Annotated in this window: 28 protein-coding genes; 15 read left to right on the top strand and 13 right to left on the bottom strand. The window is 27.8% G+C overall.

Features of this window, described 5'->3' with window-relative positions; all coding sequences use genetic code 11:
* From ACMFBB_RS02010 to ACMFBB_RS02000, 3 genes are read right to left on the bottom strand one after another with little or no spacing between them, the layout of a single operon-like run.
* Window positions 1-1,206 carry a hypothetical protein gene (locus ACMFBB_RS02010; RefSeq protein ID WP_435262800.1) on the bottom strand — a complete coding sequence of 402 codons (1,206 nt, stop codon included), beginning with the start codon at window positions 1,204-1,206 and terminating at the stop codon, window positions 1-3.
* Window positions 1,207-1,935: a hypothetical protein gene (locus ACMFBB_RS02005; RefSeq protein WP_435262799.1), complete on the bottom strand. Its 729-nt coding sequence runs from the start codon at window positions 1,933-1,935 to the stop codon at window positions 1,207-1,209.
* Window positions 1,935-2,900 (bottom strand): stage II sporulation protein M, encoded by a 966-nt coding sequence (locus tag ACMFBB_RS02000; RefSeq protein ID WP_435262798.1) that lies wholly within the window; start codon window positions 2,898-2,900, stop codon window positions 1,935-1,937. The genes ACMFBB_RS02005 and ACMFBB_RS02000 overlap by 1 nt, the downstream gene beginning before the upstream one ends.
* Before the next feature lie 21 nt (window positions 2,901-2,921).
* Between ACMFBB_RS02000 and ACMFBB_RS01995 the strand changes: the two genes are divergently transcribed.
* The 6 genes from ACMFBB_RS01995 (at window position 2,922) to ACMFBB_RS01970 (ending at window position 11,638) form a co-directional block, all read left to right on the top strand.
* The gene (locus ACMFBB_RS01995; RefSeq protein ID WP_435262797.1) at window positions 2,922-3,734 is read left to right on the top strand and encodes an RDD family protein; all 813 of its coding nucleotides are present in this window, start codon (window positions 2,922-2,924) and stop codon (window positions 3,732-3,734) included.
* A 91-nt stretch (window positions 3,735-3,825) separates the two neighbouring features.
* Complete coding sequence (locus tag ACMFBB_RS01990) at window positions 3,826-4,161, top strand: hypothetical protein (protein ID WP_435262796.1); 336 nt, start codon at window positions 3,826-3,828, stop codon at window positions 4,159-4,161.
* A 111-nt stretch (window positions 4,162-4,272) separates the two neighbouring features.
* A complete protein-coding gene (locus tag ACMFBB_RS01985) occupies window positions 4,273-8,586 on the top strand; it encodes a CusA/CzcA family heavy metal efflux RND transporter (protein WP_435262795.1) in 4,314 nt (1,437 codons plus the stop codon).
* Between the two features lie 4 nt (window positions 8,587-8,590).
* The gene (locus ACMFBB_RS01980) at window positions 8,591-9,784 is read left to right on the top strand and encodes an efflux RND transporter periplasmic adaptor subunit (RefSeq protein WP_435262794.1); all 1,194 of its coding nucleotides are present in this window, start codon (window positions 8,591-8,593) and stop codon (window positions 9,782-9,784) included.
* A 96-nt stretch (window positions 9,785-9,880) separates the two neighbouring features.
* The gene (locus tag ACMFBB_RS01975) at window positions 9,881-10,768 is read left to right on the top strand and encodes a cation diffusion facilitator family transporter (protein WP_435262793.1); all 888 of its coding nucleotides are present in this window, start codon (window positions 9,881-9,883) and stop codon (window positions 10,766-10,768) included.
* 81 nt (window positions 10,769-10,849) lie between these two features.
* Window positions 10,850-11,638, top strand: a complete 789-nt coding sequence (locus ACMFBB_RS01970) for a prohibitin family protein (RefSeq protein ID WP_435264260.1) — start codon at window positions 10,850-10,852, stop codon at window positions 11,636-11,638.
* 31 nt (window positions 11,639-11,669) lie between these two features.
* Here the strand turns inward: ACMFBB_RS01970 and ACMFBB_RS01965 are convergent, their stop codons facing one another.
* Window positions 11,670-12,569 (bottom strand): sterol desaturase family protein, encoded by a 900-nt coding sequence (locus tag ACMFBB_RS01965; protein ID WP_435262792.1) that lies wholly within the window; start codon window positions 12,567-12,569, stop codon window positions 11,670-11,672.
* Between the two features lie 124 nt (window positions 12,570-12,693).
* On the opposite strand from ACMFBB_RS01965, the gene rpsF reads away from it, so the two are divergent.
* Genes rpsF through rplI form a run of 3 tightly spaced genes read left to right on the top strand, consistent with a single transcriptional unit; the run spans window position 12,694 to window position 13,800 of the window.
* Entirely contained in the window at window positions 12,694-13,035 is a 342-nt protein-coding gene (gene rpsF, locus ACMFBB_RS01960) for a 30S ribosomal protein S6 (RefSeq protein WP_435262791.1), read from the top strand.
* A 3-nt stretch (window positions 13,036-13,038) separates the two neighbouring features.
* Window positions 13,039-13,335, top strand: coding sequence for a 30S ribosomal protein S18 (gene rpsR, locus ACMFBB_RS01955; protein WP_093871011.1), 297 nt, complete (start codon window positions 13,039-13,041; stop codon window positions 13,333-13,335).
* A gap of 15 nt (window positions 13,336-13,350) precedes the next feature.
* Window positions 13,351-13,800 carry a 50S ribosomal protein L9 gene (gene rplI, locus ACMFBB_RS01950; protein ID WP_435262790.1) on the top strand — a complete coding sequence of 150 codons (450 nt, stop codon included), beginning with the start codon at window positions 13,351-13,353 and terminating at the stop codon, window positions 13,798-13,800.
* 229 nt (window positions 13,801-14,029) lie between these two features.
* On the opposite strand, the gene lysA is transcribed toward rplI, so the two are convergent.
* Window positions 14,030-15,238 carry a diaminopimelate decarboxylase gene (gene lysA, locus ACMFBB_RS01945; RefSeq protein ID WP_435262789.1) on the bottom strand — a complete coding sequence of 403 codons (1,209 nt, stop codon included), beginning with the start codon at window positions 15,236-15,238 and terminating at the stop codon, window positions 14,030-14,032.
* 340 nt (window positions 15,239-15,578) lie between these two features.
* Between lysA and ACMFBB_RS01940 the strand changes: the two genes are divergently transcribed.
* Complete coding sequence (locus ACMFBB_RS01940) at window positions 15,579-15,983, top strand: hypothetical protein (RefSeq protein WP_435262788.1); 405 nt, start codon at window positions 15,579-15,581, stop codon at window positions 15,981-15,983.
* Window positions 15,984-16,080: 97 nt separating this feature from the next.
* Here the strand turns inward: ACMFBB_RS01940 and ACMFBB_RS01935 are convergent, their stop codons facing one another.
* From ACMFBB_RS01935 to ACMFBB_RS01920, 4 genes are all read right to left on the bottom strand, one after another.
* The gene (locus ACMFBB_RS01935) at window positions 16,081-16,809 is read right to left on the bottom strand and encodes a head GIN domain-containing protein (RefSeq protein ID WP_435262787.1); all 729 of its coding nucleotides are present in this window, start codon (window positions 16,807-16,809) and stop codon (window positions 16,081-16,083) included.
* 21 nt (window positions 16,810-16,830) lie between these two features.
* A complete protein-coding gene (locus ACMFBB_RS01930) occupies window positions 16,831-17,928 on the bottom strand; it encodes a hypothetical protein (protein ID WP_435262786.1) in 1,098 nt (365 codons plus the stop codon).
* Window positions 17,912-18,442 (bottom strand): hypothetical protein, encoded by a 531-nt coding sequence (locus ACMFBB_RS01925; protein WP_435262785.1) that lies wholly within the window; start codon window positions 18,440-18,442, stop codon window positions 17,912-17,914. Before ACMFBB_RS01925 ends, ACMFBB_RS01930 begins: the two co-directional genes overlap by 17 nt.
* 141 nt (window positions 18,443-18,583) lie before the next feature.
* Entirely contained in the window at window positions 18,584-19,150 is a 567-nt protein-coding gene (locus ACMFBB_RS01920; protein WP_435262784.1) for an RNA polymerase sigma factor, read from the bottom strand.
* A gap of 175 nt (window positions 19,151-19,325) precedes the next feature.
* Here ACMFBB_RS01920 and ACMFBB_RS01915 point away from each other — a divergent pair, with 175 nt between their 5' ends.
* Complete coding sequence (locus ACMFBB_RS01915; RefSeq protein ID WP_435264259.1) at window positions 19,326-20,183, top strand: hydroxymethylglutaryl-CoA lyase; 858 nt, start codon at window positions 19,326-19,328, stop codon at window positions 20,181-20,183.
* A gap of 4 nt (window positions 20,184-20,187) precedes the next feature.
* Window positions 20,188-21,003 carry a hypothetical protein gene (locus ACMFBB_RS01910; protein ID WP_435262783.1) on the top strand — a complete coding sequence of 272 codons (816 nt, stop codon included), beginning with the start codon at window positions 20,188-20,190 and terminating at the stop codon, window positions 21,001-21,003.
* A gap of 60 nt (window positions 21,004-21,063) precedes the next feature.
* Here ACMFBB_RS01910 and mazG read toward each other — a convergent pair whose 3' ends face one another.
* Genes mazG through ruvX form a run of 4 tightly spaced genes read right to left on the bottom strand, consistent with a single transcriptional unit; the run spans window position 21,064 to window position 23,346 of the window.
* Window positions 21,064-21,843 (bottom strand): nucleoside triphosphate pyrophosphohydrolase, encoded by a 780-nt coding sequence (gene mazG, locus ACMFBB_RS01905; RefSeq protein ID WP_435262782.1) that lies wholly within the window; start codon window positions 21,841-21,843, stop codon window positions 21,064-21,066.
* Between the two features lie 3 nt (window positions 21,844-21,846).
* On the bottom strand, window positions 21,847-22,269 hold the full coding sequence (locus tag ACMFBB_RS01900) for a DUF5606 family protein (protein ID WP_435262781.1): 423 nt from the start codon (window positions 22,267-22,269) through the stop codon (window positions 21,847-21,849).
* A 26-nt stretch (window positions 22,270-22,295) separates the two neighbouring features.
* Window positions 22,296-22,883 (bottom strand): peptide deformylase, encoded by a 588-nt coding sequence (def, locus tag ACMFBB_RS01895; RefSeq protein WP_435262780.1) that lies wholly within the window; start codon window positions 22,881-22,883, stop codon window positions 22,296-22,298.
* A 52-nt stretch (window positions 22,884-22,935) separates the two neighbouring features.
* Window positions 22,936-23,346 (bottom strand): Holliday junction resolvase RuvX, encoded by a 411-nt coding sequence (gene ruvX, locus ACMFBB_RS01890; RefSeq protein ID WP_435264258.1) that lies wholly within the window; start codon window positions 23,344-23,346, stop codon window positions 22,936-22,938.
* Window positions 23,347-23,463: 117 nt separating this feature from the next.
* Between ruvX and ACMFBB_RS01885 the strand changes: the two genes are divergently transcribed.
* From ACMFBB_RS01885 to ACMFBB_RS01875, 3 genes are all read left to right on the top strand, one after another.
* Entirely contained in the window at window positions 23,464-24,279 is an 816-nt protein-coding gene (locus ACMFBB_RS01885) for a 2,3,4,5-tetrahydropyridine-2,6-dicarboxylate N-succinyltransferase (protein WP_435262779.1), read from the top strand.
* Between the two features lie 78 nt (window positions 24,280-24,357).
* Window positions 24,358-25,101: a glycosyltransferase family 2 protein gene (locus tag ACMFBB_RS01880; RefSeq protein ID WP_435262778.1), complete on the top strand. Its 744-nt coding sequence runs from the start codon at window positions 24,358-24,360 to the stop codon at window positions 25,099-25,101.
* Window positions 25,102-26,211 (top strand): glycosyltransferase family 4 protein, encoded by a 1,110-nt coding sequence (locus tag ACMFBB_RS01875; RefSeq protein ID WP_435262777.1) that lies wholly within the window; start codon window positions 25,102-25,104, stop codon window positions 26,209-26,211.
* Window positions 26,212-26,234: the final 23 nt, after the last annotated feature.

Here is a 26,234-nt window from a genome sequence, read left to right as displayed (position 1 = left end):
TTAATTGTTTTCAAAAAAATTTTCAATTAGCGTATTTAAGCGCATTAATTCGTCTTGCGTACAATCTGATTTTTTATTTAATGCTATTATTGTGTTTATTAAATACCTAGTAGTACTTAATTTATTTGCTGATTTGGATGCTAATTTTTCAATAAAATCAGTATTCAAATTTTTTGTATCAATTAAATATTTAGTTCTAATTTTTTCTAAAAAATAAGTAATTTTTTTTGTCACTAAATTTTTATGATTTTCTTCCTTTAGGTATAAATTAGCTATTGTATGTGTGAAATCTGAAGTTGAATTTTTTAATTTTTCAATTGTAGGAATAACTCGTTGTTTTCTTCTAGCATTGAAGAGTAAAAAAAGTAATAATCCTCCAAAAGATATATATAACGACCATTTTAAAGAAGTGTGTTTGTTGAAAAATTTAAATACAGACTTTTTGTTTTTTTTCGTTGAGTTTTTTCTAGACTTAACTTGAGGATCCCATAAAATTCTTCTATCAGGTAAATATGAAAAGATATTTGAAGCATAGTTTTCCTTTTTACTGAGTAAGTAATAATTAGTAAAAACGATAGGCTGTGTGTGCAAATAAATAGCTCCTTTGCCATGGTATACCTTTATAAAGTTAGGTCGCTTTTTATGATTTATCTCTTGAGTACCTAAAACAATGGTTGTTAAAGAATCAAATTTCGAAAAATAATGACGTTTGATGTTACGATCAAAATTAAAAAGGGTGTCTTTAAATTCACTATTTTTTAAATAAAGAGTCCCTTTTAAGTCTTTTAATTCCTGAATATTGTATGTGTTTTTATCTAAATTTTCAGTACTGATGTTTAAAATTTTTTTTAAATTATTACTAAAATTATTTAAAGAAATAAAAGCATCATTACCTGCGAACACGAACTCCATCAACTTACGTATAGATTTTTTATCTAGTTTATTTGCAGATGCTTTAATACATATATAATTTGCATAATTAGCATCATTACCATAGTAAGTATCATTGAAGAAGTCAGAGATATTTTTCTTTAAGTATATTTTTTCATTTCCATTAAATAAATTTGATATTTCATTATGAAGGATGAAAGTACCAAAGGGATCTTTTGATCGTTCTCTATAATTTTCTTTCCAATTTGTTTTTTTACATCCAGTAAAAATTGATGAAATAAATAATAAAAATAATATGTAGTTTTTAGTATTCAATTATAATTTTTTAATGTAAGATTTATAGTTGTTTTCAATAGCATTGAATTTGAGTTCATCAATCGGGAATTCTCCATACCAAACATGATCATATAAGTACAACAAGTATGAAAATTGTTTGCGATTTTCAATGCTTTTTAGCTCGTAAAGATATTCTGAGTTAGTTTTATCTTTATCATACTTAATTATTCCTTTTTGTGACATCATTTTAAGTATCAATAAATAATAATATCTTGTAGCAAGCCTGTAGTTATTATTTTGAATGGCTTGTTCAAGTAACTTACCATAGTCGTTACTATTAATATCTTCCTCTTCCTCTTTAAGTATAAGTGTGTTATTTTGTTGTTTGGTAGATTTGTTAAATTTCCAAAAGTCTATTTCTATAAAAACAAAACTTTTCAATACAATAAAAACAATAATCAATGCTAGTAAATAAGGGAAAATAGTTCCTAATAAACTAATTAAATTATTTAAAAATACTAAGGTTTTTTGATTGATTTTCTGTTTAGTTTCTTTTTTTCTTTTTTTAGGAGTAGGTATATTTTCAGTGTAAATAAAATCTTTGCCTTTGTATTTAGATTTTATGTCGTTTCCTAATTTTCTTTTCTTTATGTAGTTTAAATTTTTATCATACGATATGCTATCATTTTCTAGTAACGTATTTACATCTTCTTGTGAGTGTGAAGAAACACCTAGAAATAAAAAAAGTATTATTATAAATTTTCTCATTATCGCAATTGGTGTTTTGAAGCAACTTTATAGGGTAAAATCAAATAATAGTAAGAAACAGAAACCAAACAAGATAAGATTATGAATAAGCATATTACAGTAGGCATTTGATTGTAATATCTTGTAATATATCCTTCTAAAAAGGCTGCCATAAATGTAAAAGGTATAGTACTTAAAAAAATAAAAAAAGCTTCTCTTAATCCTTTTTTAAAAGATTCGAACCGATCTAATGATCCAGGAAATAATATACTAGCACCTATAATATATCCACAAGCAGCTTCAATAACCATAGCAAAAATTTCATAAGTTCCATGTATCCAAATACCTTTAACGCTGTCAAAAAAAGTATTGTTCTGGTAAAAGAAAGCTTGAAAAACAGCAACCATAATACCATTGTATAAAATGTAATATCCAGTTCCTAATCCGATGAATAAACCAGATAAAAACATATTTAAACCTACCCTTAAATTATTATCAAATATGCCTATAAAACTTCCCCAGTTACTTCCTTGTTTATAAATTGCTAAAGCATCACCACTCTCAATATTTTCTAGAGTTATATCAATATATTCATTTCCTAAAATTTCTCTTGCAAAGCTATCGTCATTGAATGTAGATAGTAAACCAATAAAAAAACATAAAAAGAAAAAAATAAACGAAATGTAAATATATTTACGATGTTTATAAGCTAGTAATGGTATTTTTTCAAAAAAAAATTGAGCAAGAGTGTTTTTGTCTTGTTTTTTAGTGTGGTAAATTTTTTCATAACTCCTCTTTGCAAGTTTGTTTAAGTACATAACAACCTTACTTTTAGGATAAAATGATTGTGCATACGACAAATCATTCATTATCTTAATGTGTAATTCAGCAATTTCGTCTGGGCTCTTTTTTGTATTATTTGAAATTACTTGTTCAAATTCAAGCCATTTTTCTTTATTTTGCTTTATAAAAGCTACCTCTCTCATTTAGACAAATGTAAATAATGTATGAAAAGACTGCAAGTAAATACCACACAAAATGTTATAATCAATTTTGAATTAGCTAATTTGGGTCATCGCATACTCGCTTTTTTTATTGATAACATAATAAAATTTGCCTACATATATTTCATTATATACATGTTTAATTTTACTTTAATTAAGGCAGCTGTTAATGGAGATTCTTGGTCTATTAAAGCTATAGACGTTTTATTATTTTTACCTGTTACTTTCTATTCATTATACACTGAAGTATTGTTAAATGGTCAAACTTTGGGTAAAAAAATATTGAAATTAAGAGTTATAAATATTGAAGGTTTCAAACCTTCTTTTACAGATTATATGATGCGTTGGTTTTTACGAATGGTTGATTTTAATTTGTTTATGTTGATTTTAGTATATGTATTTTCTTTAGGATTAAATGAGTATCTGGGTTTAATATGGTTGATATTTTTAGGAGGTAAATTAGTTGGTTTGTTTTCAATAATTATGACTGAAAATAATCAAAGAATTGGAGATTTATCTGCTAATACAGTTGTGGTTAATTTAAAAGATGATGCAAAATTTTCTCAAACTATTGTTGAAGATATAAGTGAAGAATATGTGCCAAGTTATCCCAGTGTTATCAAGCTTTCAGATAATGATGCTCGAATTATTAAAGATACTTTTTTGGTGGCTAGAAAAAATAAAGATTATAAAACTCTTATAAAGTTACGAACAAAAATAGAGGAAGTAACAGGAGTAAAGTCAAAAGATAAAACAGACATTATATTTATAGACACAATTTTAAAAGATTATAATTTTTATACTCAAAATATGTAAGTTTAGCCATTAATATTGTTGGTTTAAATTAAAAAAGATTAATTTTGTTATATAGATAAAATTTAGGCTTTATCCTTATTTTTACAAATTTTTGAAGAATTCTATTGTATACATATTGATACTATTATTACTTGCACCTCCTGTGCAAGCTCATAATGATACTGTTATATATGATACTATAGAGAATCATTTTGACATTGATCAGGTTCATGAAAATATTCATCATCAAGAAGATACTAAAGATGAAGAAAACACTGAACACCATCATCATTGCAATATAGTTTCATTGTCTTCTGAGTTTGTGCCTGTTTCAGAATATAACATTCATTTTCTTACAATTTTTTCTGTAAAACAAGAGGTTAACTTTTATCAAAATACTTACTTTAATTCTTTCTTAGAAGAAATATTTCAGCCTCCTAGAATTTAATTTATTACTTATTAAAAACCATGTACACATCATAAATTTGTTATGGTGCGTAAATTAATTGTATATAATAAACATATACAATGAATAAATAATAAATTAAAATCATTGATAATGTTAGATAACATCATTAAATTTTCAATAAAAAATAAATTGATTATTGGTGTACTAGTATTAGCATTAATAGGTTGGGGAGCGTACTCTTTTAAACAGTTACCTATTGATGCTGTACCAGATATTACAAATAATCAGGTTCAAATAATAACTTCAGCACCATCACAATCAGCTCAAGATATTGAACGATTAGTAACATTTCCTATAGAAATGACTATGTCAAGTATTCCTAACATAGAAGAAGTACGTTCTTTTTCTCGATTCGGACTTAGTGTTGTAACTATTGTGTTTAAAGACAACATAGATATTTATTGGGCAAGACAGCAAATAAATGAACGCTTAGTTGAAGCGAAAAGGCAGATTCCAAACGGTGTTGGAAATCCACAAATGGCTCCTTTAACTACAGGTTTAGGAGAAGTTTACCAATATACTTTGAAGGTAGATAAAAAAAATCAAAAAGGGTATTCAATTATGGAACTTCGAACTATTCAAGACTGGATTGTTCGTCGTCAATTGTTAGGAATTGAAGGGATTGCGGATGTAAGTAGTTTTGGAGGAGCATTAAAGCAATACGAAGTAGCTTTAAACCCTGAAAAACTTCAAACTTTAGAGGTTAGTATAGACGAAGTATTTAAAGCTTTAGAAAATAATAATCAAAATACTGGTGGAGCTTATATAGATAAAAACCCAAAAGCTTATTTTATAAGAAGTGAAGGGTTAATTAAAACTCCTGACGATATTAGAAATATTGTTATAAAAAACACAAAAAATGGTACCCCAATTTTAATTAAAAATATAGGAACAGTTCAATTAGGTTGTGCAGTTAGATATGGAGCTATGACTAGAAATGGAGAAGGAGAAGTGGTAGGTGGAATAGTTATGATGCTAAAAGGTGCTAATGCATCAAAAGTTATTAAGACGGTTAAAAAGCGTATTGAACAAATAGAGAAAAATTTACCTAAAGGAGTTATAATTGAGCCTTTTTTAGATAGAACTAAATTAGTTAATAAAGCAATAAGCACTGTAACAACTAATTTAATAGAAGGGGCTTTAATTGTAATATTTATATTGGTACTATTACTTGGAAACTTGAGAGCGGGGTTAATTGTTGCTTCTGTAATTCCTATAGCAATGTTATTTGCCATTAGTTTAATGAATATGTTTGGTGTTTCAGGGAATTTAATGAGTTTAGGGGCTATAGATTTTGGGATAATAGTTGATGGTTCAGTTATTATTGTCGAGGCAACTTTACATTATTTAGGACTAAAAAAAACAGACACGGTATTAACTCAAAAACAAATGGATGAAGAGGTTTATAATTCGGCATCGAAAATAAGGAAAAGTGCAGCATTTGGAGAAATAATTATTCTTATCGTTTATTTACCAATTTTAGCTTTAGTGGGGATTGAAGGTAAAATGTTTAGACCAATGGCCATAACAGTCAGTTTTGCAATTTTAGGTGCATTTATATTGTCATTAACTTATGTGCCTATGATGAGTGCATTATTTTTAAAGAAAAAGCTAAGCAATAAGTCTACTTTGTCTGATAAGTTAATAGATCGGATACAAAAAGCATATGATCCTTTGTTAAATTTTGCATTAAGAAATAAATTAAAAGTTGTTACTGGTGCTTTATTAACTTTTATAGTAAGTGTATTTATGTTTACTAAAATGGGCGCTGAATTTATTCCTTCTTTAGATGAGGGAGATCTTGCAGTACAAACCGTAGTGTCAACAGGTAGTTCTTTATCATACTCAATTGATGTTTCAAATAAATCTTCAAAATTGTTGCTAAAAGAGTTTCCAAATGAAATTGAACAGATTGTAAGTAGAATAGGTTCTTCTGAAATCCCTACAGATCCAATGCCTATAGAAGCTACTGATATGATTATTATTTTAAAAGATAAAAAGTATTGGAGAAAAGCACATTCTAAAAATCAATTGACTTATAAAATACAAAGATTATTAGAAGATAGTATGTTAGGCGTTTCTTATGGTTTTCAACAACCAATACAAATGCGTTTTAATGAGTTAATGACAGGTGCACGGCAAGATGTAGTATTAAAAATTTATGGAGAAAATTTAGATAAACTTGCTAAATATGCTAATGAGTTAAGCTCAATTATACCTGATGTAAATGGAGCTGAAGATTTATATATAGAAAAAATAACAGGATTAAAACAAATTGTAGTTAATTATAAACGGAATCAATTAGCATATTATGGTTTAAATATATCTGATGTAAATACAGCTATTAATACTGCTTTTGCTGGCCAAAGAGCAGGTTCTGTTTATGAAGGAGAAAAATCTTTCGATTTAGTAGTTCGTTTGGCAAAAAATAAAAGAGAGAGTATAGAAGATATTCGCAATTTATATATTTCTACTGCTACTGGTTTACAAATACCACTTTCAAATGTTGCTGATGTTAGTTTTAAAACTGGACCTAATCAGATTCAAAGAGATGATGCTAAGCGACGAATCACAGTAGGTTTTAATGTAAGAGACAGAGATGTTGAAAGTATTGTTAAAGAATTAAAAAAGAAAATAAATGAACGTATAAATTTTGATGCTGGGTATTACATTACTTATGGAGGAACGTTTAAAAATCTTGAAGAAGCCAGAGAACGATTATCATTGGCTGTTCCAGTAGCATTATTATTAATATTCATATTACTATATATTACTTTTAACTCTATCAAACAAAGTATTTTGATTTTCTCAGCAATTCCAATGTCAGCTATAGGAGGAGTATTAGCATTATGGCTAAGAGGAATGCCTTTTTCTATTTCAGCGGGGGTAGGTTTTATAGCATTATTCGGTGTCGCTGTTTTAAATGGAATTGTGTTAATTGCTGAATTTAATAGACTAAAAAAACAAGGGGTTACCAATTTATATGAAATAATTAAAAAAGGTACTTCTGTACGTTTAAGACCAGTGATAATGACGGCAGCTGTGGCTTCCTTAGGTTTCTTTCCAATGGCTTTATCATCATCTGCTGGAGCTGAAGTTCAAAAACCATTAGCTACTGTCGTTATTGGTGGTTTAATATCTGCTACATTTTTAACATTGTTGATTTTACCAGTATTATATCTGTTGTTTGAAACCATCAAAATTAAAAAACTAAAACCTTCTGTATTAGTTATTACCTTACCAATATTTTTTTATTGTTCTGTATCCAACGCTCAGGTAGCAAACATAAAATTATCTGAAGATGATGCTGTAAGAATAGCATTGACTACATCAGTAGCACTTAAAAAAGCGCAATTAAATATAGATAAAAGTAAAGCTAGTATTTCTGATGCAATAACATTAAAGCCTATGAGTATTAGATACCAAGATGTTGGTGTCTCTTCAGGTGTTAATGAAAAAGAGTGGTCAGTAAATCAGAATTTTGGATCTGTATTATTACATCTTAAAAAACGAGAATTAGCAAAAAAAACTATTGAGCTAATGGATATATCTAACAAGATTTCTAAAAGAGAAACAATTAGAAAGGTAAAAAGTTTGTATCAAGAATGGAATTATTTGTATGGACTCAATGTTTTGATGAATAAACAACAACAAAATAGTAGTCAAATTAATTCTATAGCAAAAGAACTACATAATGCAGGAGAAATTGGGGGTTTAGAAAATGATTTAACAGCATTACAGTTTTTAGGAGTAAAATCTCAAAAAAATAAAATGTATAAGAAGTTATTTGAAGTAGAAAACCAATTAAAAGAAATACTTCAGATTAACGATGTTATTAAGCCTATTGAAAATTTCCCTAAAAAGAAAATAATAGAAAAAAAAGATGGAGTTGTCTCTAGCACATTTAAGGAGATGTTAAATAAACAAAATGAAAGAGAGGCTAAACAAGTTTCTTTAGCAAAAGCTGCTTATTTTCCCGAATTAACTGGAGGTATAGTTAGTAGGAAAATAGGCAATAATATTAGTTATACTGGTTTTAATATTGGTGTAAATATTCCCATCTCATTTTGGTCTAATAATTCAAAAATAAAACAACAAAAAATAAATAAAGAAGAGGTTGTTTTTGAAAATCAATCAAAGTTTATTGCTATTAAAAACAACTTTGAGAGTTTACAAAATCAAATACTCTATTTAAATAAAGAGTTAAAAGGAATTAATAAAACGGTTCTTGTAGCTGAAAGGTTTATTGAAAAACTACAAATAGCTTATAAGGCTGGTGAAATTGATGCTTTTCAATACAGTCAAAGCTTTACAGCATATTTTCAAGTAATGCAAAATTACTTATCACTCATCAATAATTACAATCAAACAGTAATAGCGTATGAATTTTATAGCAAAGAATAACATAATGAAAAAATATATAGTACCACTACTTTTTATAATAATTGTAAGTTGTAACTCAAAAAAAGAAGATCACTCAGGGCATGATCATTCAAAAGATAAACATAAAAAACAATCTTTTATTTCAAAAGAGGAAAAGCATGAAGAAAATAAACTTCACTTAACAAAAGAACAAATTCAAAATGTAGACTTGACGATAGAGCGACTTAGTAAAAAAATGATAAGGAGTAAAATAGCAGTAACTGGAACAATTGAGGCTCCACCACAAAATAAAGCCACAATTTATGCCCCCATGGAAGCATTTGTTTTCAGTACTGATGTATTGCCAGGAGATAAAATACTTAAAGGGCAGACTGTGGCAATTTTGGAACATCCTAATTTTATAAAACTTCAATACTCGTACTTAGAAGCAATAAATAATTGTAATGTAGCTAAAGCTGATTATGAAAGAAAAAAAATGTTGTTAGAAAAAGATATAACATCAAAAAAATCTTTTCAGGCCTCAGAAGGAAAATATAAATCATTACAAAGTTTAGTAAGTAGTTATGCTTCTCAATTGAAGATGGCAGGTTTAAGTCCAACTGATATAAGAACATCAGGAATTCAACAATACGTATATGTTAAATCTCCTATTACAGGATTTGTTGTTGAAAATAATATAAATAAAGGTAAGTTTTTAATGGCAAATTCTGAAATGATTGAAGTGATTGATAATGAACATATTCATGCAGAATTAAATGTTTTCGGCTCTGATATAGCTAGAATAAAAAAAGGAAGTGATTTTATATTTAAGCCATCAGGTTTAGATATAGAATATAAAGGCTATATTAAATTGATAAGTCAAAAGGTTGATGATAAAACTAAAACAGTAAATGTTCACGGTCATTTCGAAGACCCTGAAGGAAGGTTAAAGTCAGGTATGTACATTAATGCAGAAGTTTTACTGGAAGGCAACGAAGTATATGCAATTCCTGAAAGAGCCGTTATAGAAAAAGAAGGAGAGAATTTTATTTTTATTACTAAAAATGAAAGTGATTATATAGCTACTAAAGTTACAATAGGAAATTCAGATAAAGGCTTTTTAGAAATAAAAGAAATAGAAAATAATAATTTTAATGTAAGTTTAGTGACATCAGGAGCACACTTTTTAAAAGGAAAACTTATGCAAATGTCTGGAAATATGGACGGGCACGCTCATTAAAAAGATAATGATGTGGTTACAGAAATGTAATCACATTTTATTTATTAGCGATGCATCTTTTTTGTAAATTAATTGTCTTTTAAATAAAGTATTAAAATGGGACATAATCATAGTCATAATAATTCTTCAGAGAATTTAGCAACAGCTTTCTTTTTAAATATAGCTTTTACTATCATTGAATTTATTGGAGGTTTTTTTACTAATAGTTTAGCTATAATGTCTGATGCTCTTCACGATTTAGGCGATAGTTTAAGTTTAGGGTTAGCTTGGTATTTTGAGAAAAAGTCAAGCAAAAAACCAACTGAAAAATATACATATGGTTTTAAAAGATTATCTTTATTAGGAGCTATTATAAATTCAATAGTGTTAATTGTAGGCTCAATTTTTATAATTATAGAAGCCATACCAAGAATTATGAATCCCCAAAATTCTGATGCAATAGGAATGATGTGGTTGGCTCTATTGGGGATATTTGTGAATGGGGCAGCAGTTTTAAAGTTAAAAAAGGGAACGACTATTAATGAAAAAGTGGTCTATTTACATCTATTAGAAGATGTTTTAGGTTGGGTAGCTGTCTTTATTGCAAGTATAATAATGCAATTTTGGAATTTTCCAGTTTTAGACCCAATTTTATCATTATTAATTTCATTTTATATTCTTTTTAATGTTTACAAGAACATTAAAGAAAGTTTAACTATACTTCTTCAAGGTTCTCCTGAAAATATTTCAATAGAAGCCATTAAAAATAAAATATTAAAAAACGCTTTAGTGAAAGATGTTCATGATCTTCACCTTTGGACTATGGACGGTGATTATACTGTTTTTACAATCCATATTGTTTTGAAAAATAACAGTAACTTAAAAGAATTAGCTCCTATAAAACAGTTTTTGAAAAAAGAATTACATGATCAATACCACTTAGAACATATAACAATTGAATTTGAGTATCTGACTGAAGAATGTGAATATCTAAATTGTAATTAGTTAATTTAATTGTACATTTGAAATAAAAAAACAATGAACAATAATAGACAATTAGATGTAAAGTTTCCTAAAGGAGGTTTTATGGTAGTTTTATTAGCTGTAATAACAATTATAGCTTTTTCTAAATCAACAGAGACTATAAAATCTGGGCAAGCAGGAGTTTTGTATAAAACTTTTGGAGGTGGTGTAGTAACAGATGAACCTTCATTAGGTGAGGGTTTTCATATTGTTGCTCCATGGAATAAGGTTTTCGTTTATGAGGTACGTCAACAAGAAATTTTTGAAAAAATGCAAGTTTTATCTTCTAATGGATTAGAAATCCAATTAGAAGCTTCTGCATGGTTTCAACCACAGTCAGAAAATTTAGGATTATTGCATAAAGAAAAAGGAGAAAATTATATTTCAAGAGTTATTCAGCCTGCTATTCGTTCTGCGGCAAGGAGTGTTGTAGGTCGTTATACGCCTGAACAATTGTACTCTAGTAAAAGAGATGTAATTCAAGAAGAAATATTTGTTGAAACAAAAAAGATCTTAGACAAGCAACATATCCAATTAAATGAAGTATTAGTTAGAGATGTTACATTACCGGTTACTATTAAATCAGCAATAGAACGTAAGTTAAAGCAAGAACAGGAGTCTTTAGAATATGAGTTTAGGCTAGTAACAGCTCAAAAAGAGGCTGAAAAGCAGATAATTGAAGCAAAAGGAAAGGCAGATGCAAATAAGATTTTAAGTGCTTCTTTAACGGATAAAATTCTACGAGACAAGGGTATTGAAGCTACAATGAAGCTATCAGAATCACCAAATAGCAAAGTAGTTATCATTGGTTCTGGCAAAAGCGGAATGCCTATTATTTTAGGAAATCAATAAGTAGCAAGAAATACAAAAAAAAGGTAAACTATTAATTTAGTTTACCTTTTTTATTTGAGCTCCATTCTTTTCTTAAGTCAGTAGATAATTTACCACTGCCATCATGTTTCCATCCTGGAGGTTTAATTAAATATTTTAGTTTGTTTATAAATGATGTTTTTGAAAATAAAAAATCTGATAACATTGTAGCCCATTCATGAAAAGCAATTTTAAAGGGGTTATAAGTGTTGATGTTACTAACTAAGCCGTAAGTAGGTTTTTCTAATTCTGGTTCAAATGTGCCAAATAGTTTATCCCATATGATAAAGATACCTGCATGATTTCTATCTAAATACTGTGGATTTGTAGCATGATGAACCCTATGATGACTTGGTGTATTGAAAATTGCCTCAAACCAATTTGGAAGTCTGGAAATTAATTCAGTATGGATCCAATATTGATATAAAAGACTTATACTCATTTGCATTAAAATCATTACTGGGTGAAATCCTATAAGGGCTAGGGGAGTCCAAAAAATAAAAGTATAAAAACTACCAGACCAAGTTTGTCGTAATGCTGTTGATAAATTATATTTTTTAGACGAATGATGAACCACATGGCTAGCCCAAAACAACCTGCTTTCATGTGCAATTCTATGATTCCAGTAATAGATTAAATCTTCTGCAAATAATAATAGTAACCACGACCACCAAATAAAAGGAATTGTAAAAAAACGATATTCATATACAAATAAAAAGAAAGTTAATTTAACTCCTTTGGTAAATAAATCAATAAGAACATTACCTAATCCCATGGTTATAGAAGTTAATGAGTCTTTATATTCATAATTTTCCATTTTTACTTTTACAGTTAAAATAACTTCAATAATTACAGTAATAACAAAAAAAGGGATTGCGAAATGAATAATATTAGGTAATTTAGGTATTAACATAATTTAATAACTTTTAGAAGGCTTACAAACTTACTTAAAAACAAATAAAAAAATATAGAAGATAGTTAACACACATATAATGTATTTTTTATATATTTGCACCCTTAAAATAAAAATTTTAATTATGAACCATTACGAAACTGTTTTCATTTTGAATCCCGTTTTATCTGAAGGTCAGATAAAGGAAACAGTGCAGAAATTTGAAGATTATTTAACTTCAAAGGGTGCAGAGGTGATTTACAAAGAAAATTGGGGCTTAAAGAAATTAGCGTATCCAATTGAAAAAAAGAAAAGTGGATTTTACCACTTAATTGAGTTTAAAGCAACAGGAGATACTATTACTCCGTTTGAATTAGAATTTAGACGTGATGATAGCATTATGCGTTATTTAACTGTAAAATTAGATAAGCATGCTGCGGCTTGGGCTGAAAAGAGAAAAGAACGTGTTAAATCATCAAAAAAGTAACCTATGTCGTCTATAGATCAACAAGCAAAAGGAAACAAGCAAGGAGAAGTACGTTACTTAACTCCGCTTGATATTGAAACTAAAAAAGAAGCAAAATACTGTCGTTTTAAGAAAAATGATATTAAATACATCGATTATAAAGATGCTAGCTTCTTAATGTATTTAGTAAACGAACAAGGTAAAATTTTACCAAGACGTTTAACAGGAACATCATTAAAATATCAACGTAAAGTTGCACAGGCTATCAAAAGAGCTCGTCACTTAGCTTTAATGCCATACGTTGGTGATATGTTAAAATAATAAAGAAGTAGAAACATGGAATTGATATTAAAACAAGACGTAGAAAACTTAGGTTTTAAAGACGATGTTGTAACCGTTAAGAATGGTTATGGACGTAACTGCCTAATACCTCAAGGATATGCAGTTTTAGCTACTTCTTCAGCTAAAAAAGTATTAGCAGAAAATTTAAAGCAACGTGCTTTTAAAGAAGCTAAATTAATAGAAGATGCTACTAAATTAGCAGACACTATCAAAGGATATGAACTTAAAATAGCATCTAAAGTTGGTACTGGAGACAAATTATTTGGATCTGTAAATAATGCTGACGTTGCTAATGCATTGGCTAAAGCAGGAACAGAGATAGAGAAAAAGTATATCAAAGTAACTGGAGGTAATGTAAAAAGATTAGGTAAATATAATGCAGCTGTTCGTTTACATAGAGCAGTTGTAGCTGATATAGTATTTGAAGTTGTTGCTGAAAAGTAATAGATTTCTAAACTAATTATATTAAAATCCGCTCTTGTAGCGGATTTTTTTTGCAAAAGAAAAAATAGTGTTTTTCCTGTAATATTTTTTCTTATTTTATAGTATTTTTGTAAAACGAGTAAATATAAAGGGGAATTTATTCGTGATTTCTAAGCAATTCTAATATAATTCGATGAAAGGATTGTTTTAAAAAACTCCAATATTTTTAGAAAATATTGGAGTTTTATTATTATTTAATTAATACTTGTTCTTGATTCTTTATTATGTCTTCAAAAGTTTCTCTTTTTCTAATTAAATAATCTTTTCCTTTGTAAAGCATTACTTCAGCTGGCCTATATCTTGAATTATAATTTGAAGCCATTGAAAAACAATACGCGCCTGCATTATGGAAGCATAATATATCATCTTCAGCTATTTCAGAAATTCGCCTATTTGAACCAAAAGTATCGTTTTCACATATATATCCAACTATACTATAAAATCGCTCTCTTCCTTTTGGATTTGATATATTTTCAATATGATGGTAAGAGTTATAAAACATTGGTCTAATAAGATGATTTAAACCACTATCAATACCAGCAAACACGGTTGAAGTTGTTTGTTTTATTACATTTACTTTAGCAAGAAAATATCCGGATTCACTTACTAAAAATTTGCCAGGTTCAAACATTAAGGTTACATCTTTTCCATAATTTTTACAAAACTCATTAAATCTTGTAGAAAGTTTTTTACCTAGTTCATCAATATTTGTTGAGATATCATCTTTTTTGTAAGGAACTTTAAAACCACTTCCAAAATCAATAAAATCGATATTTTTAAATTGCTTAGCGACATCAAATAAAATTTCTGTAGCTCTTAAAAATGTATCAATATCTAAAATATCTGATCCAGTATGCATATGAATACCATTGATATGCATTCCTGTATTTTCAACAACTCTTTTAATATGTGGTACTTGATGTATTGAAATACCAAATTTAGAATCAATATGACCAACAGATATTTTACTGTTACCACCGGCCATAACGTGTGGGTTTATTCTTATACAAACTGGAATTTCAGGATGCTTTTGTCCAAAAAGTTCTAATATTGATAAGTTATCAATATTAATTTGTACACCTAATTTCGCTACTTTTTCTATTTCTTGTAATGAAACGCCATTAGGGGTGTATATAATATCTTTAGGTTCGAAACCAGCCAGTAAACCTAATTTTACTTCTTGTATTGAAACTGTATCTAATCCACTTTTTAAAGAATTAAAAACTTTTAATATGTTAATATTAGATAGCGCTTTAGTCGCATAATTTATCTTTACATTTTTGACTTTAGAAAATGCATTCGTAATCTTTTTGTATTGATTAATTATTACGTCTGTATCATAAACATATAGCGGACAACCATACGTGTCTGCAAGCTTTAATAATTCTTTTCTGTTCATTTTTAAAGTATTTAAAAGCTCAAAAGTAGAAAACGTTCCTAGTCAAGCAAATTAATTTTAAGAAATAAACAGATCTATGATTTTTTGTGAAAATTAGGTTTTATGAGCTATTAAAATCATTTTACTTATCGTGACAATATGATTATTATAACTAAACAATATAAATAGTAAGCTGCTTTATAATTTCTTTCTGTATTTAATATCTTGGGTAACTAGTATTTTAATTAAATACTATAACTATAATAAAGTTTTTTGAGTTACTGTAGTCAATTTTAATACGCAACCTTTTTTTTATTTTAAGACTATATAGAAAAGTATATAAACTAAATATGAAACTAATATGAAAAACATTAAGGCAGTAATTTTTTTAGCTCTATTATTATTTTTTTCGTGTAAAGAAGACGAATCTATGCTAATCAGTTTGAAAGATAACGTACCAGGGCTTTGTTTAGATAATGATCCAAGATTAACTGATCCTAATTTTACAGGTACAATTTGTTGTTTTCAAAGAAATTCAACATTGAATATTAATACTCCAATAGTTTATAAATACCTTACCAATCTATCAAATCCAATGGTGAAATGGGAAATAATTTCTGGAGATATTAAATTTTTATCAGGGAATGATAAAAGTATTGTTACTATACAATTAGGAAATAATTTTCAAAGTGGAGAAATTAAGGTTAGTGGTGTTTCATCTGATGGTTTATCGTGTGATGAATTCATTATAATTGAAGAGAACTAATTTATAATTTTCTTATACAACTGAAAAAGCTTGCAAAGCTATAAAATTATGTTTTATAGCTTTGCAAGCTTTTAAGTGTTTAATTATTAATGTTTTGTCAGTTTCTACTAATAACGTCTCCAGAACCCAAAGAATTAGTATCTATTTGTTTTGGTTTACCTTTATAATAAATATTACCAGATCCAACTACATTAGCTTTTATTTTTTTAGAAACAGATGTTTGTACATTTCCAGAACCAGCTATACTAGCTTTTAAATTTGATGCTTTTAAGTCGTATGCTTTTACATCACCAGAACCTGCAATAGAGCACTTTAAATTATTCGTTTTCCCTTTTAATTTAATATCACCTGAACCCCCAATAGAAGTTTTTACTGTATTGGCATTAACAATAGCTTTAATATTTCCTGATCCAGCAATGCTAAATGAAACAGCATCTTCTTTAATTTTATTATGTACTGTAACATCACCTGATCCAGATAAAGAAACCCCTTCAATACTTTCAAAAGATACTGTAATAACCAGTTTTCGTGTAGTTCTTATGTTAATGTTCTTTTTAAATTTTAAATTTAATTTATTGTTTTTTACAATAGTTTCAATGTAAGGAATAATGTTTTCTTCTCCTTCAATAGATATTCTACCTTCATTACCTTCAACAAGTTTAACATCAAAAGACCCATTTACATTTACTCTTTCAAAATTTTTTACTTTTCTTGTTTCTGTAGTTACGTTACCATTACCTTTTATTTTTTTAGAACTCCACCAGCTTTGAGCCTGAGATGTTAAAGTGATACTAATTGCGATTAATAATAATGTTGTTTTTTTCATTTTAATGATTTGTGTAATTATTTAGTCATTTATTTTTATTGATACTCCTCCGTAATCAGATTTTATGCTTATTAAAGAGTTACTATTAGTATTGCCGAATATACCTTCGTAGTATTTACTAGATGATTTTTTAATGCTTTTAAACATTTCTACTTTATTACTAGGATAGTTAAAACTGGCATATCCTAAATTCATTATAAATTTAAAATCATTAGTACTACTTGTTCCAAGTTTTATAGACGCATAACTACCGTCAATAGAAATTTTTTCAAATCCATTGGCAACATTTTGAACTTTAACACTTCCATAATCAGCATTAATATCGAGGTTCTTTTTTAAAGTGCCGATTTTTACATCTGTGTAGTCGGAATTTCCATACATGTTTTCAATATTATTAACAACAACGCTACCGTAATCAGTATTAAACTTCATAGTATTGGAATTTTGAACTCTAACAGTAGAATAATCTGCATTAATTTTTATTTTTTTAGAATTATTAATTCTTAGCGTTGAATAATCAATTGAAATATTACCCGCTTTTATGAAATTAATATCAGATGCATCACAATAGTCTAAATTTATGGTGTTATCATTATTGGTTAGTTTATCAATATCAATATTACCATAATCACAATTAATATTTGTTTTCCCTTCAAGGGTATCTATTTCAATATTTCCATACTTATTATTAAAATCTGCATTATTTGTTACAGGCATTTTTATATAATAATTAATTTTAAAATTAATATTATTGCTTTTCCACCATGATGACCAGCTAGATTTAGTTTTCTCAATTCTTGTTCTTGCTTCTACTAGATCTTTAGAAGCTTCAAAATCAACTTTAATAGCATTTAGTTTATTTTCTACTTTATCTAAAGTATTACCTTTAACTGTAATTTTAATATCAATTTGTACACTATTTTTGTTCCATGTGGTTACATTAATATTGCCATATTTATTATTGATATATAAAGTAGCATTTCTATTTACAGAAAAGTATTTTTTTATGGTCTTACTTTTTTCATGTTTTTTACTGTTATTATCATTAACAGTATTTGAAAATAATAGGGTAGGAGTTAAGCTAATAAGGATTAAAAGTGTTTTATATAATTTCATCATATTTAATTTCAAATTTTGTGTTTTTTTGATGCTCTAATTGAGTAAGTAATTCATTAAGAATATTTAATCTTTGTTGGTAATTGTTGATCATTTTTCGAATAATGTATCTTTTATTTTCATTTTTAAGTAATTCTTTAGAGAATGTTTTAAATTTATCCTCTAACTCCTCAAATTTATCTAAAGCATCTTCAATTAAAGTTTCAGTTTCAATACTTCTATGTTTTTCAACTTCTTTTAACTCTTGTTTAATTGTTGAAACAAAAAAAATTTCGGCTTCGGTCATTTTAGGAGATATTCCAACTAAGCTATATTGTGATTTTGTGTTTTGGATATTACCTAGATAGAGACCTAAAATTAATATAACAGAGGCAGCAATGCTTATCCATTTCCAAGAAGTCAAAGTCTTTTTTCTTTTTGGCCTCAATTTATCTTGAAACCTATCAAGATGGCCTAAGTTAGGTTCATAAATGTCAAAATCATTATTATGAAAAAATGTATGTAATTTATTCGTCATAAAATTTTATTTCCTTTTTGGTTTATTAATACAGCATTCCCTTAAAAAAGCAGTAGTTCTAATTTTTGTTTAAATCGATCAAAATGTCCTGAGCGTGGTTCATAAACATCAAAATAATTCTTTAAAAAAAAGTCAAGTAAATTATCTACCATATATTTTTGTTTTTACATTGTTATCAAGTAAAACTTGTTTTAATTTTTTCTTAGCTCTAGATATAGTTGTTCTAACATTTTCATTGGTGTAATTTAAAATTTGAGCTATTTCTTCATAATCATATCCTTCAATTAAATTTAAGGTAAGTGTTAAACGATAATTATCTTTTAAATTTTGTAAAACTTTTAATACTTCTTTTATGTCTAAATCACTGTAATTTATTGTGTCATCTTCTACTTCGTAATTAGAAATTACATCCATTTTTACTTCATCATAGCGATTGTTTTTTTTTAATTGTGTTAAGCTTTTATTTATCACAATTCTTTTTAGCCAAGCACCAAAAGCTACTTCACCTTTATAAGTGTTTAGTTTTGTAAATGCAGTAAGAAAAGCTTCTTGCATTAGGTCTTCAGCTTCAAATTCATCTTTTAATATGCGAAATGCCGAATTATACATTGCTTTATAGTATGCTTTGTATACTTGCATTTGAGCATTATTATCGTTCTTTTTACAGCGTTCGATTAGTTGGTTGATATGTGATTTTTTTAATTCCAATGAATATTATCTGTTCTAATGACAATTTAATTTTTAAGTTGTGACACTTTTTTTATAAAAAGTTTATACACTTATAAATGTAAGAAAAGAGATTATAAATTGTTTTTTTCAATCATAAAATTATTATATTAAATTATGAAATAATAAACTAATGAAAATATGTATATTTGGCGCGATGAATGATAGAGTTAAAATTATAGAATGCCCTAGAGATGCAATGCAAGGAATTAAGAGCCATTTTATTTCTACAGATTCTAAGGCTAAATATATAAACTCTTTGCTTAAAGTAGGTTTTGATACCATTGATTTTGGTAGTTTTGTTTCTCCTAAAGCGATACCTCAGATGCGTGATACAGCAGATGTTTTATCAAAATTAAACTTAACTGATACAAAAAGTAAACTCTTAGCAATAGTAGCTAATGTCCGAGGAGCTAATGATGCTTCATGTTTTGAAGAAATTGACTATTTAGGGTATCCTTTTTCAATTTCTGAAAATTTCCAAATGCGTAACACTCATAAAACAATAGAACAATCTATAGATACATTAAAAGAGGTTTTGTCGATAGCTACAAGAACTAACAAAGAAGTGGTAGCGTATTTATCTATGGGATTTGGGAATCCTTATGGTGACCCTTGGAATGTTGATATTGTTGGAGAATGGACAGAAAAACTTTGTAATTTAGGCGTTAAAGTGTTATCTTTATCTGACACAATAGGAAGTTCAACCCCTCAAGTAATTGAATATCTGTTTTCTAATCTAATTCCTGAATATCCTGAAATTGAATTTGGGGCGCATTTGCATACAACTCCAGACACCTGGTTTGAAAAAGTTGACAGTGCTTACAATGCTGGATGTAAACGTTTTGATGGAGCAATTAAGGGATATGGAGGTTGTCCTATGGCTAAAGATGATTTAACAGGTAATATGCCAACAGAGAAATTATTGTCATATTTCACCTCAAATAAAATTATTACTAACATTAAACCAATGAGTTTTGAAAGTGCATACAACAAAGCACTAGAAATTTTTTAAAATTATGAAGTTTATAGTTGTTACTTTTTTTATTGCTTTTTCTTTTTTTCATTATTCTTCAGATGATGAAAACATAGGTACATGGGATATAAGGAATGGTAGATTTATAAAAAATGATTCAAAAAATGATAATTTAGCAGCTCATTATTGGCATACTTTTTATGAGATTTTCCCGAAAGAAATAACAAAAAAATACATAAAAAAACTGGTGCTTATTTCTGATGGTATAGATGAAAAAACTGGAGCTCTAGGAGCTTTATCTTCTAAAAATGATAAATGGCAATTGGTTATTGATCCTTTAGATGTAAACTTTAAATCAAAAAATAAAAGAAGATTACAAGAATCAGTTTATACATTGATTCATGAATTTGGGCATCTATTAACTCTTAACAACACGCAAATAAAACCAACCAATAAAATACTTCAAGATGAAGGAGGGTTGTACCTTACCTTAGAAGGTGAAGCTTATAAAAATAGCTATTTAAATAGGTTTGTTTCTTTATTTTGGAAAGGTAGGTTGTTAGAAAAATGGGATGTGATCAAGGAAAGACATTGTTTTACAGAAGAAAGTTGTGTGGAAAAGTTAAATGGCTTGTATTTTGATAACCTTGCAGACTTTGTTACTGATTATGCAGCTGAAAGTCCTGAAGAAGATATTGTTGAGAGCTGGACTTATTTTGTTCTTAAGAATAAAGTAAAGAATCCTAAAACAATTGCTCAAAAGAAAATAAATTTCTTTTATCAATTTCCAGAATTGGTAGCTTACAGAAAATTAATACGTTACAAAACACGTGATATCAGGAATGCTATAATAAATTAGGTGAGTAATAAATATTAATTTTAGTAATACTTTTGGAAAAAAACAAAGTAAACGAAAGGATTACTTAAATAATGTTTTTGATTTTTCCCAGTATACATCCATTTCAGTTAAACTCATATCTGATAGTTTTTTACCATCTTTTTTTGCTGATTCTTCCAAAAATTGAAATCTATTAATGAATTTTTTATTAGTCTTTTCAAGAGCATTTTCGGGATTAACACCAATAAAACGAGCATAATTTATCATTGAAAATAATACATCACCAAATTCTTTTTCAGTTTTTTCTTGGTTTTTATTTTTAATTTCTTCGTTAAGCTCAGATAGTTCTTCTTGAACCTTTTCCCATACTTGATGTGGTTCTTCCCAGTCAAAACCAACTCCAGCAACTTTGTCTTGAATTCTATTTGCTTTTATAAGTGCGGGTAAACTTTTAGGTACTCCTTCTAGTACTGATTCTTTCCCTTCTTTAAGTTTAATTTTTTCCCAATTTTGTTTTACTTCTTCATCATTTTTAACATCAATATCACCATAAATATGAGGATGTCTATTGATTAATTTATCACAAATTGAGTTTGCAACATCAGCAATGTCAAATGCTTTTTTTTCACTTCCTATTTTAGCATAAAAAACGATGTGCAAAAGCACATCGCCTAATTCTTTTTTTATCTCTTCTAAATCATCATCTAAAATAGCATCAGCCAACTCATAGGTTTCTTCAATAGTTAAATGACGTAAACTTTCCAAGGTTTGTTTCTTATCCCAAGGGCACTTCTCTCGAAGTTCATCCATAATATCTAACAAACGATTAAAAGCTTCTAATTGATTTTTTCGAGTATTCATGGTTTATTCTTCTTCTTCAGAAACTGCTTCTTTTTCAGTCAAAGAATTAAAATCAAATCCAGCTTTAACTAAGGAATTATACCATTGAATTACTTTTTTAATGTTTGAAGCATATACACGTTCTTCATCAAAGTTTGGTAAAACTTCACTAAAATAAGCAACCAATTTATTAGAACTTTCTTTATGTGAAATTGTTTCTTTCCCGTCTTCTTTATCTGCTATGTTTTTTATAACCTTAGCTAAAGGAACTTCTTCTTCATAAGTGTAAATCGCAATGTTTTCTAATAAACTTACGTTATGAGTGGCTGTAATAGGAAAACGTTTACCGTCAGTAATTGATTTTACAATTACGCCAGTTTTGGTTTGTGATAAAATTTCAAATAAACCCGGTTTTCCAGTTACAGATATAATTTTGTTAAACTCCATATATTTATATATTAATGTCTTGTTTTTTATTTTTTCTTGGCATTAGGAAAACGCATTCTATAATCAGCGTTAACCTTTCCTTTTGAAATGTTTTCTAATTTTTTCTTAATTAATCGTTTCTTTAATGAAGAGAGTTTGTCTGTAAATAAGATTCCTTCAATATGATCATATTCATGTTGGAAAACTCTGGCTGCTAATCCACTTAATACTTCAGTATGTTTTTTAAAGTTTTCATCTTGGTATTCAATTGTAATTGTTTCTTGTCTCCAAACATCTTCATTTACCGATGGAATACTTAAACATCCTTCATTAAAAGCCCATTCATCTCCTTCTTCTTTTATAATTTTTGCATTAATAAAAACACGATTAAAATTACCTAAAACTTCACGTTCTTCTTCATCAAGATCTTCATTATCTTTAAAAGGAGATGCGTCAATAAGAAATAAACGAATATCTTTTCCAATTTGAGGTGCAGCTAACCCTAAACCATTAGCGTTATACATTGTTTCCTTCATGTTAGCAATTAATTTACTTAATTCAGGATAATCAGCATCAATATCTTTTCCTACTTTACGTAACACAGGGTCACCGTATGCAACAATTGGTAAAATCATTTATTTATTTTTTTGTGTCGGCAAAAATACAAAGAAAGGAGTTTGTATAAAATTATTTATTGTATAAATAAGATTGAAGAATAATTGTAGCACTAATTTCATCAACTAATGATTTATTTTGACGTTGTTTTTTCTTAAGTCCACTATCAATCATTGTTTGAAAAGCCATTTTTGAAGTGAATCGTTCGTCAATTCTTAGTATTGGAATATTTGGAATTGCTTTTGAAATTTTTTCTATAAAAGGAGAAATTAAAATTTCACTTTCACTATCAGTATTATTTAACTGTTTTGGTTTTCCTATAACAAATAAATCTACTGCTTCTTTAGTAATATAATCTTTTAAAAAAGTAATTAAATTATTAGTGTCAACAGTTGTCAATCCAGATGCAATAATTTGTAATTCATCGGTTACTGCAATACCTGTTCTTTTTTTTCCAAAATCAATAGCTAAAACACGGCCCATACTTTCTGTTTTACGCAAAAGTAATGATTTTTAACAACAGTAAATTATCTGTTTAAAAAATGTATCTTCGTGCTTAATTCAGGAACACAAATTATATTTGTAGCAAATTAATTAAACATGACAGAGTTACAATCGATTATAGAAAAAGCTTGGAATGACCGAGATTTATTAAAGGAGGAAGAAACAATAAATGCTATTAGAAAAGTAGTTGATTTATTAGATGCTGGCGATTTAAGAGTAGCCGAACCAATTGAAAATGATTGGCAAGTAAATGAATGGGTGAAAAAAGCAGTAGTGTTATATTTTCCTATTCAAAAAATGGAAACATTAGAAGCTGGTATTTTTGAATATCATGATAAAATTCCATTAAAAAGAAATTACAAAGAAAGAGGAATTAGAGTTGTACCAAATGCAGTAGCTCGTCATGGTGCCTATATTTCATCAGGAACAATCTTAATGCCTAGTTACGTTAATATTGGTGCTTATGTTGACGAAGGAACAATGGTTGATACATGGGCAACTGTAGGTTCATGCGCTCAAATTGGAAAGAATGTTCATTTATCAGGTGGAGTTGGTATAGGTGGTGTATTAGAGCCTTTACAAGCTGCACCAGTAATTATTGAAGATGGTGCCTTTATTGGGTCGCGCTGTATAGTAGTAGAGGGAGTAAAAGTTGAGAAAGAGGCAGTTTTAGGCGCAAATGTAGTATTAACAATGAGTACAAAAATTATAGATGTTACTGGTGATGAACCTATTGAAATGAAAGGAGTTGTTCCTGCCCGTTCTGTTGTAATTCCAGGAAGTTATACCAAAAAATTTGCAGCAGGTGAGTATCAAGTACCTTGCGCATTAATTATAGGTAAACGTAAAGAAAGTACAAATAAAAAAACATCCTTAAACGATGCTTTACGTGAGTATGATGTAGCTGTTTAGAAATAAATTTAAGCATTTGGGAAACATATTTGCAATATCTAAAGTTTTAAAATAATATATTTGACAAAAAATAGATAATTGATCAAATTAACAGTAATAATACCTACATTAAATGAAGAATCCAACATTCAAAGAGCGTTGGATTCTGTTTTTTTTGCTGATGAAATTATCGTTATTGATTCGTATAGTACAGATGGAACGGTTAAGATTCTCAAAAATAATAATGTAACTTTACTTCAAAGAAAATTTGATGATTTCTCTTCTCAAAAAAATTATGCAATAAAACAAGCTTCAAATGATTGGGTTTTAATGATTGATGCCGATGAAGAGGTTACAATTGAGTTAGGAAAAGAAATTAAAAATATACTTTCTAAGGAATTAAGCGCTGTAGGTTTTTATATAAAAAGAAATAATTTTGTTGAGAATAAAAGGCTTAACTATGGTGGTTATTCTAGTAAAATAGTTCGTCTTTTCAATAAAAACCATTGTTTTTATAAAGGAATTGTACATGAAACAATATTAACAACTGGAAAATTAGAAAATCTGGTAGGTAGAATAAATCACTATACGTACAAGGATTATAATCAGTTTAAGAAAAAAATGAATTATTATGCTATTCTTCGAGCTCAAGAATTATTTTTAAAAGGAAATAGGGTAACTTTTTTTCATTTATATATAAAACCTTTTGTTAGATTTTTAATTCATTATGTTATTAAATTAGGTTTTTTAGATGGTAAAAAGGGGATTGTATTTTCCTATTTAATGGCATATGGAGTTTCAAAAAGATATAAAGAATTAATAATACTATTAAATAATAAATAAATGAAGATAGGGTTTGATGCTAAACGTGTTTTTCATAATACTACAGGCTTAGGGAATTATAGTAGAGATTTAGTAAGAATTTTAGCAAAGTTTTATCCTAAAAACACTTATTATTTATACAATCCAAAACCTAAAAAGGTACATCGACTAGAACTTACTGAATCAATGAAAGAGGTTTTACCAGATACAACATTTTGGAAAAAATTTTCTTCTATATGGCGACAAACTGCCATTACAAAACAAATCAAAAATGATGAAATAGAGGTGTTCCATGGTTTGTCAGGTGAAATACCAAGAGGTTTAAAAAAACATAAAATTAAATCCATAGTGACTATTCATGATTTGATATTTATGCGTTATCCTAAATTATATTCATTTTTTGATAGAAAAATTCATTTTAAAAAGTTTAAATACGCTGCTGAAAACGCCAATAAAGTAATAGCAATTAGCGAGCAAACGAAAAAAGATATAATTACTTTTTTAAAAATAGCTCCTTCAAAAATAGAAGTTATTTATCAAGGGTGTAACGATGTTTTTAAAGAGGAAAGGAATGCTACAGAAAAAAAAGAATTTCTTGAGAAATTTAATATACCTAAAACCTTTTTATTAAATGTTGGTACAATTGAAGAAAGAAAAAATGCGTTAAGTATTGTAAAAGCAGTAAAAGATATTGATATTCCATTAATTATTATAGGTAGAAAAACAAAATATTACACACAAATTGAAGATTACATTCATAAAAATGATTTAGCTCACAAAATTTATTTTTTAGAAGGCTTAACATTGAAAGAATTATCTACTGCTTATCAATTAGCAGAATTTTTTATTTATCCGAGTATTTTTGAAGGTTTCGGAATTCCCATAATTGAAGCTTTGTTTTCAAAAACACCTGTTATAACATCAAAAGAAGGTGTATTTCCTGAAGCAGGTGGACCTAGTTCATTATACGTTGATCCATATAATGTTAATGAGTTGAAAGAAGCTATAGAATTATTATTAAATTCAAAAAATAAAAGGGAAAAGATGGTAGATGAAGGATTTGATTTTGTACAAAAATTTAATGATGAATTCATAGTTAAGAAAATTAAATCAATATATAAAGAGCTATAATCTTTATATAGTATATTTGTTAG

The organism is Tenacibaculum sp. nBUS_03 (assembly GCF_051201695.1).
Lineage (GTDB): Bacteria > Bacteroidota > Bacteroidia > Flavobacteriales > Flavobacteriaceae > Polaribacter.
Note: the sequence above shows the minus strand (reverse complement) of the source record. Positions and strands in the feature narration are given on the sequence as shown.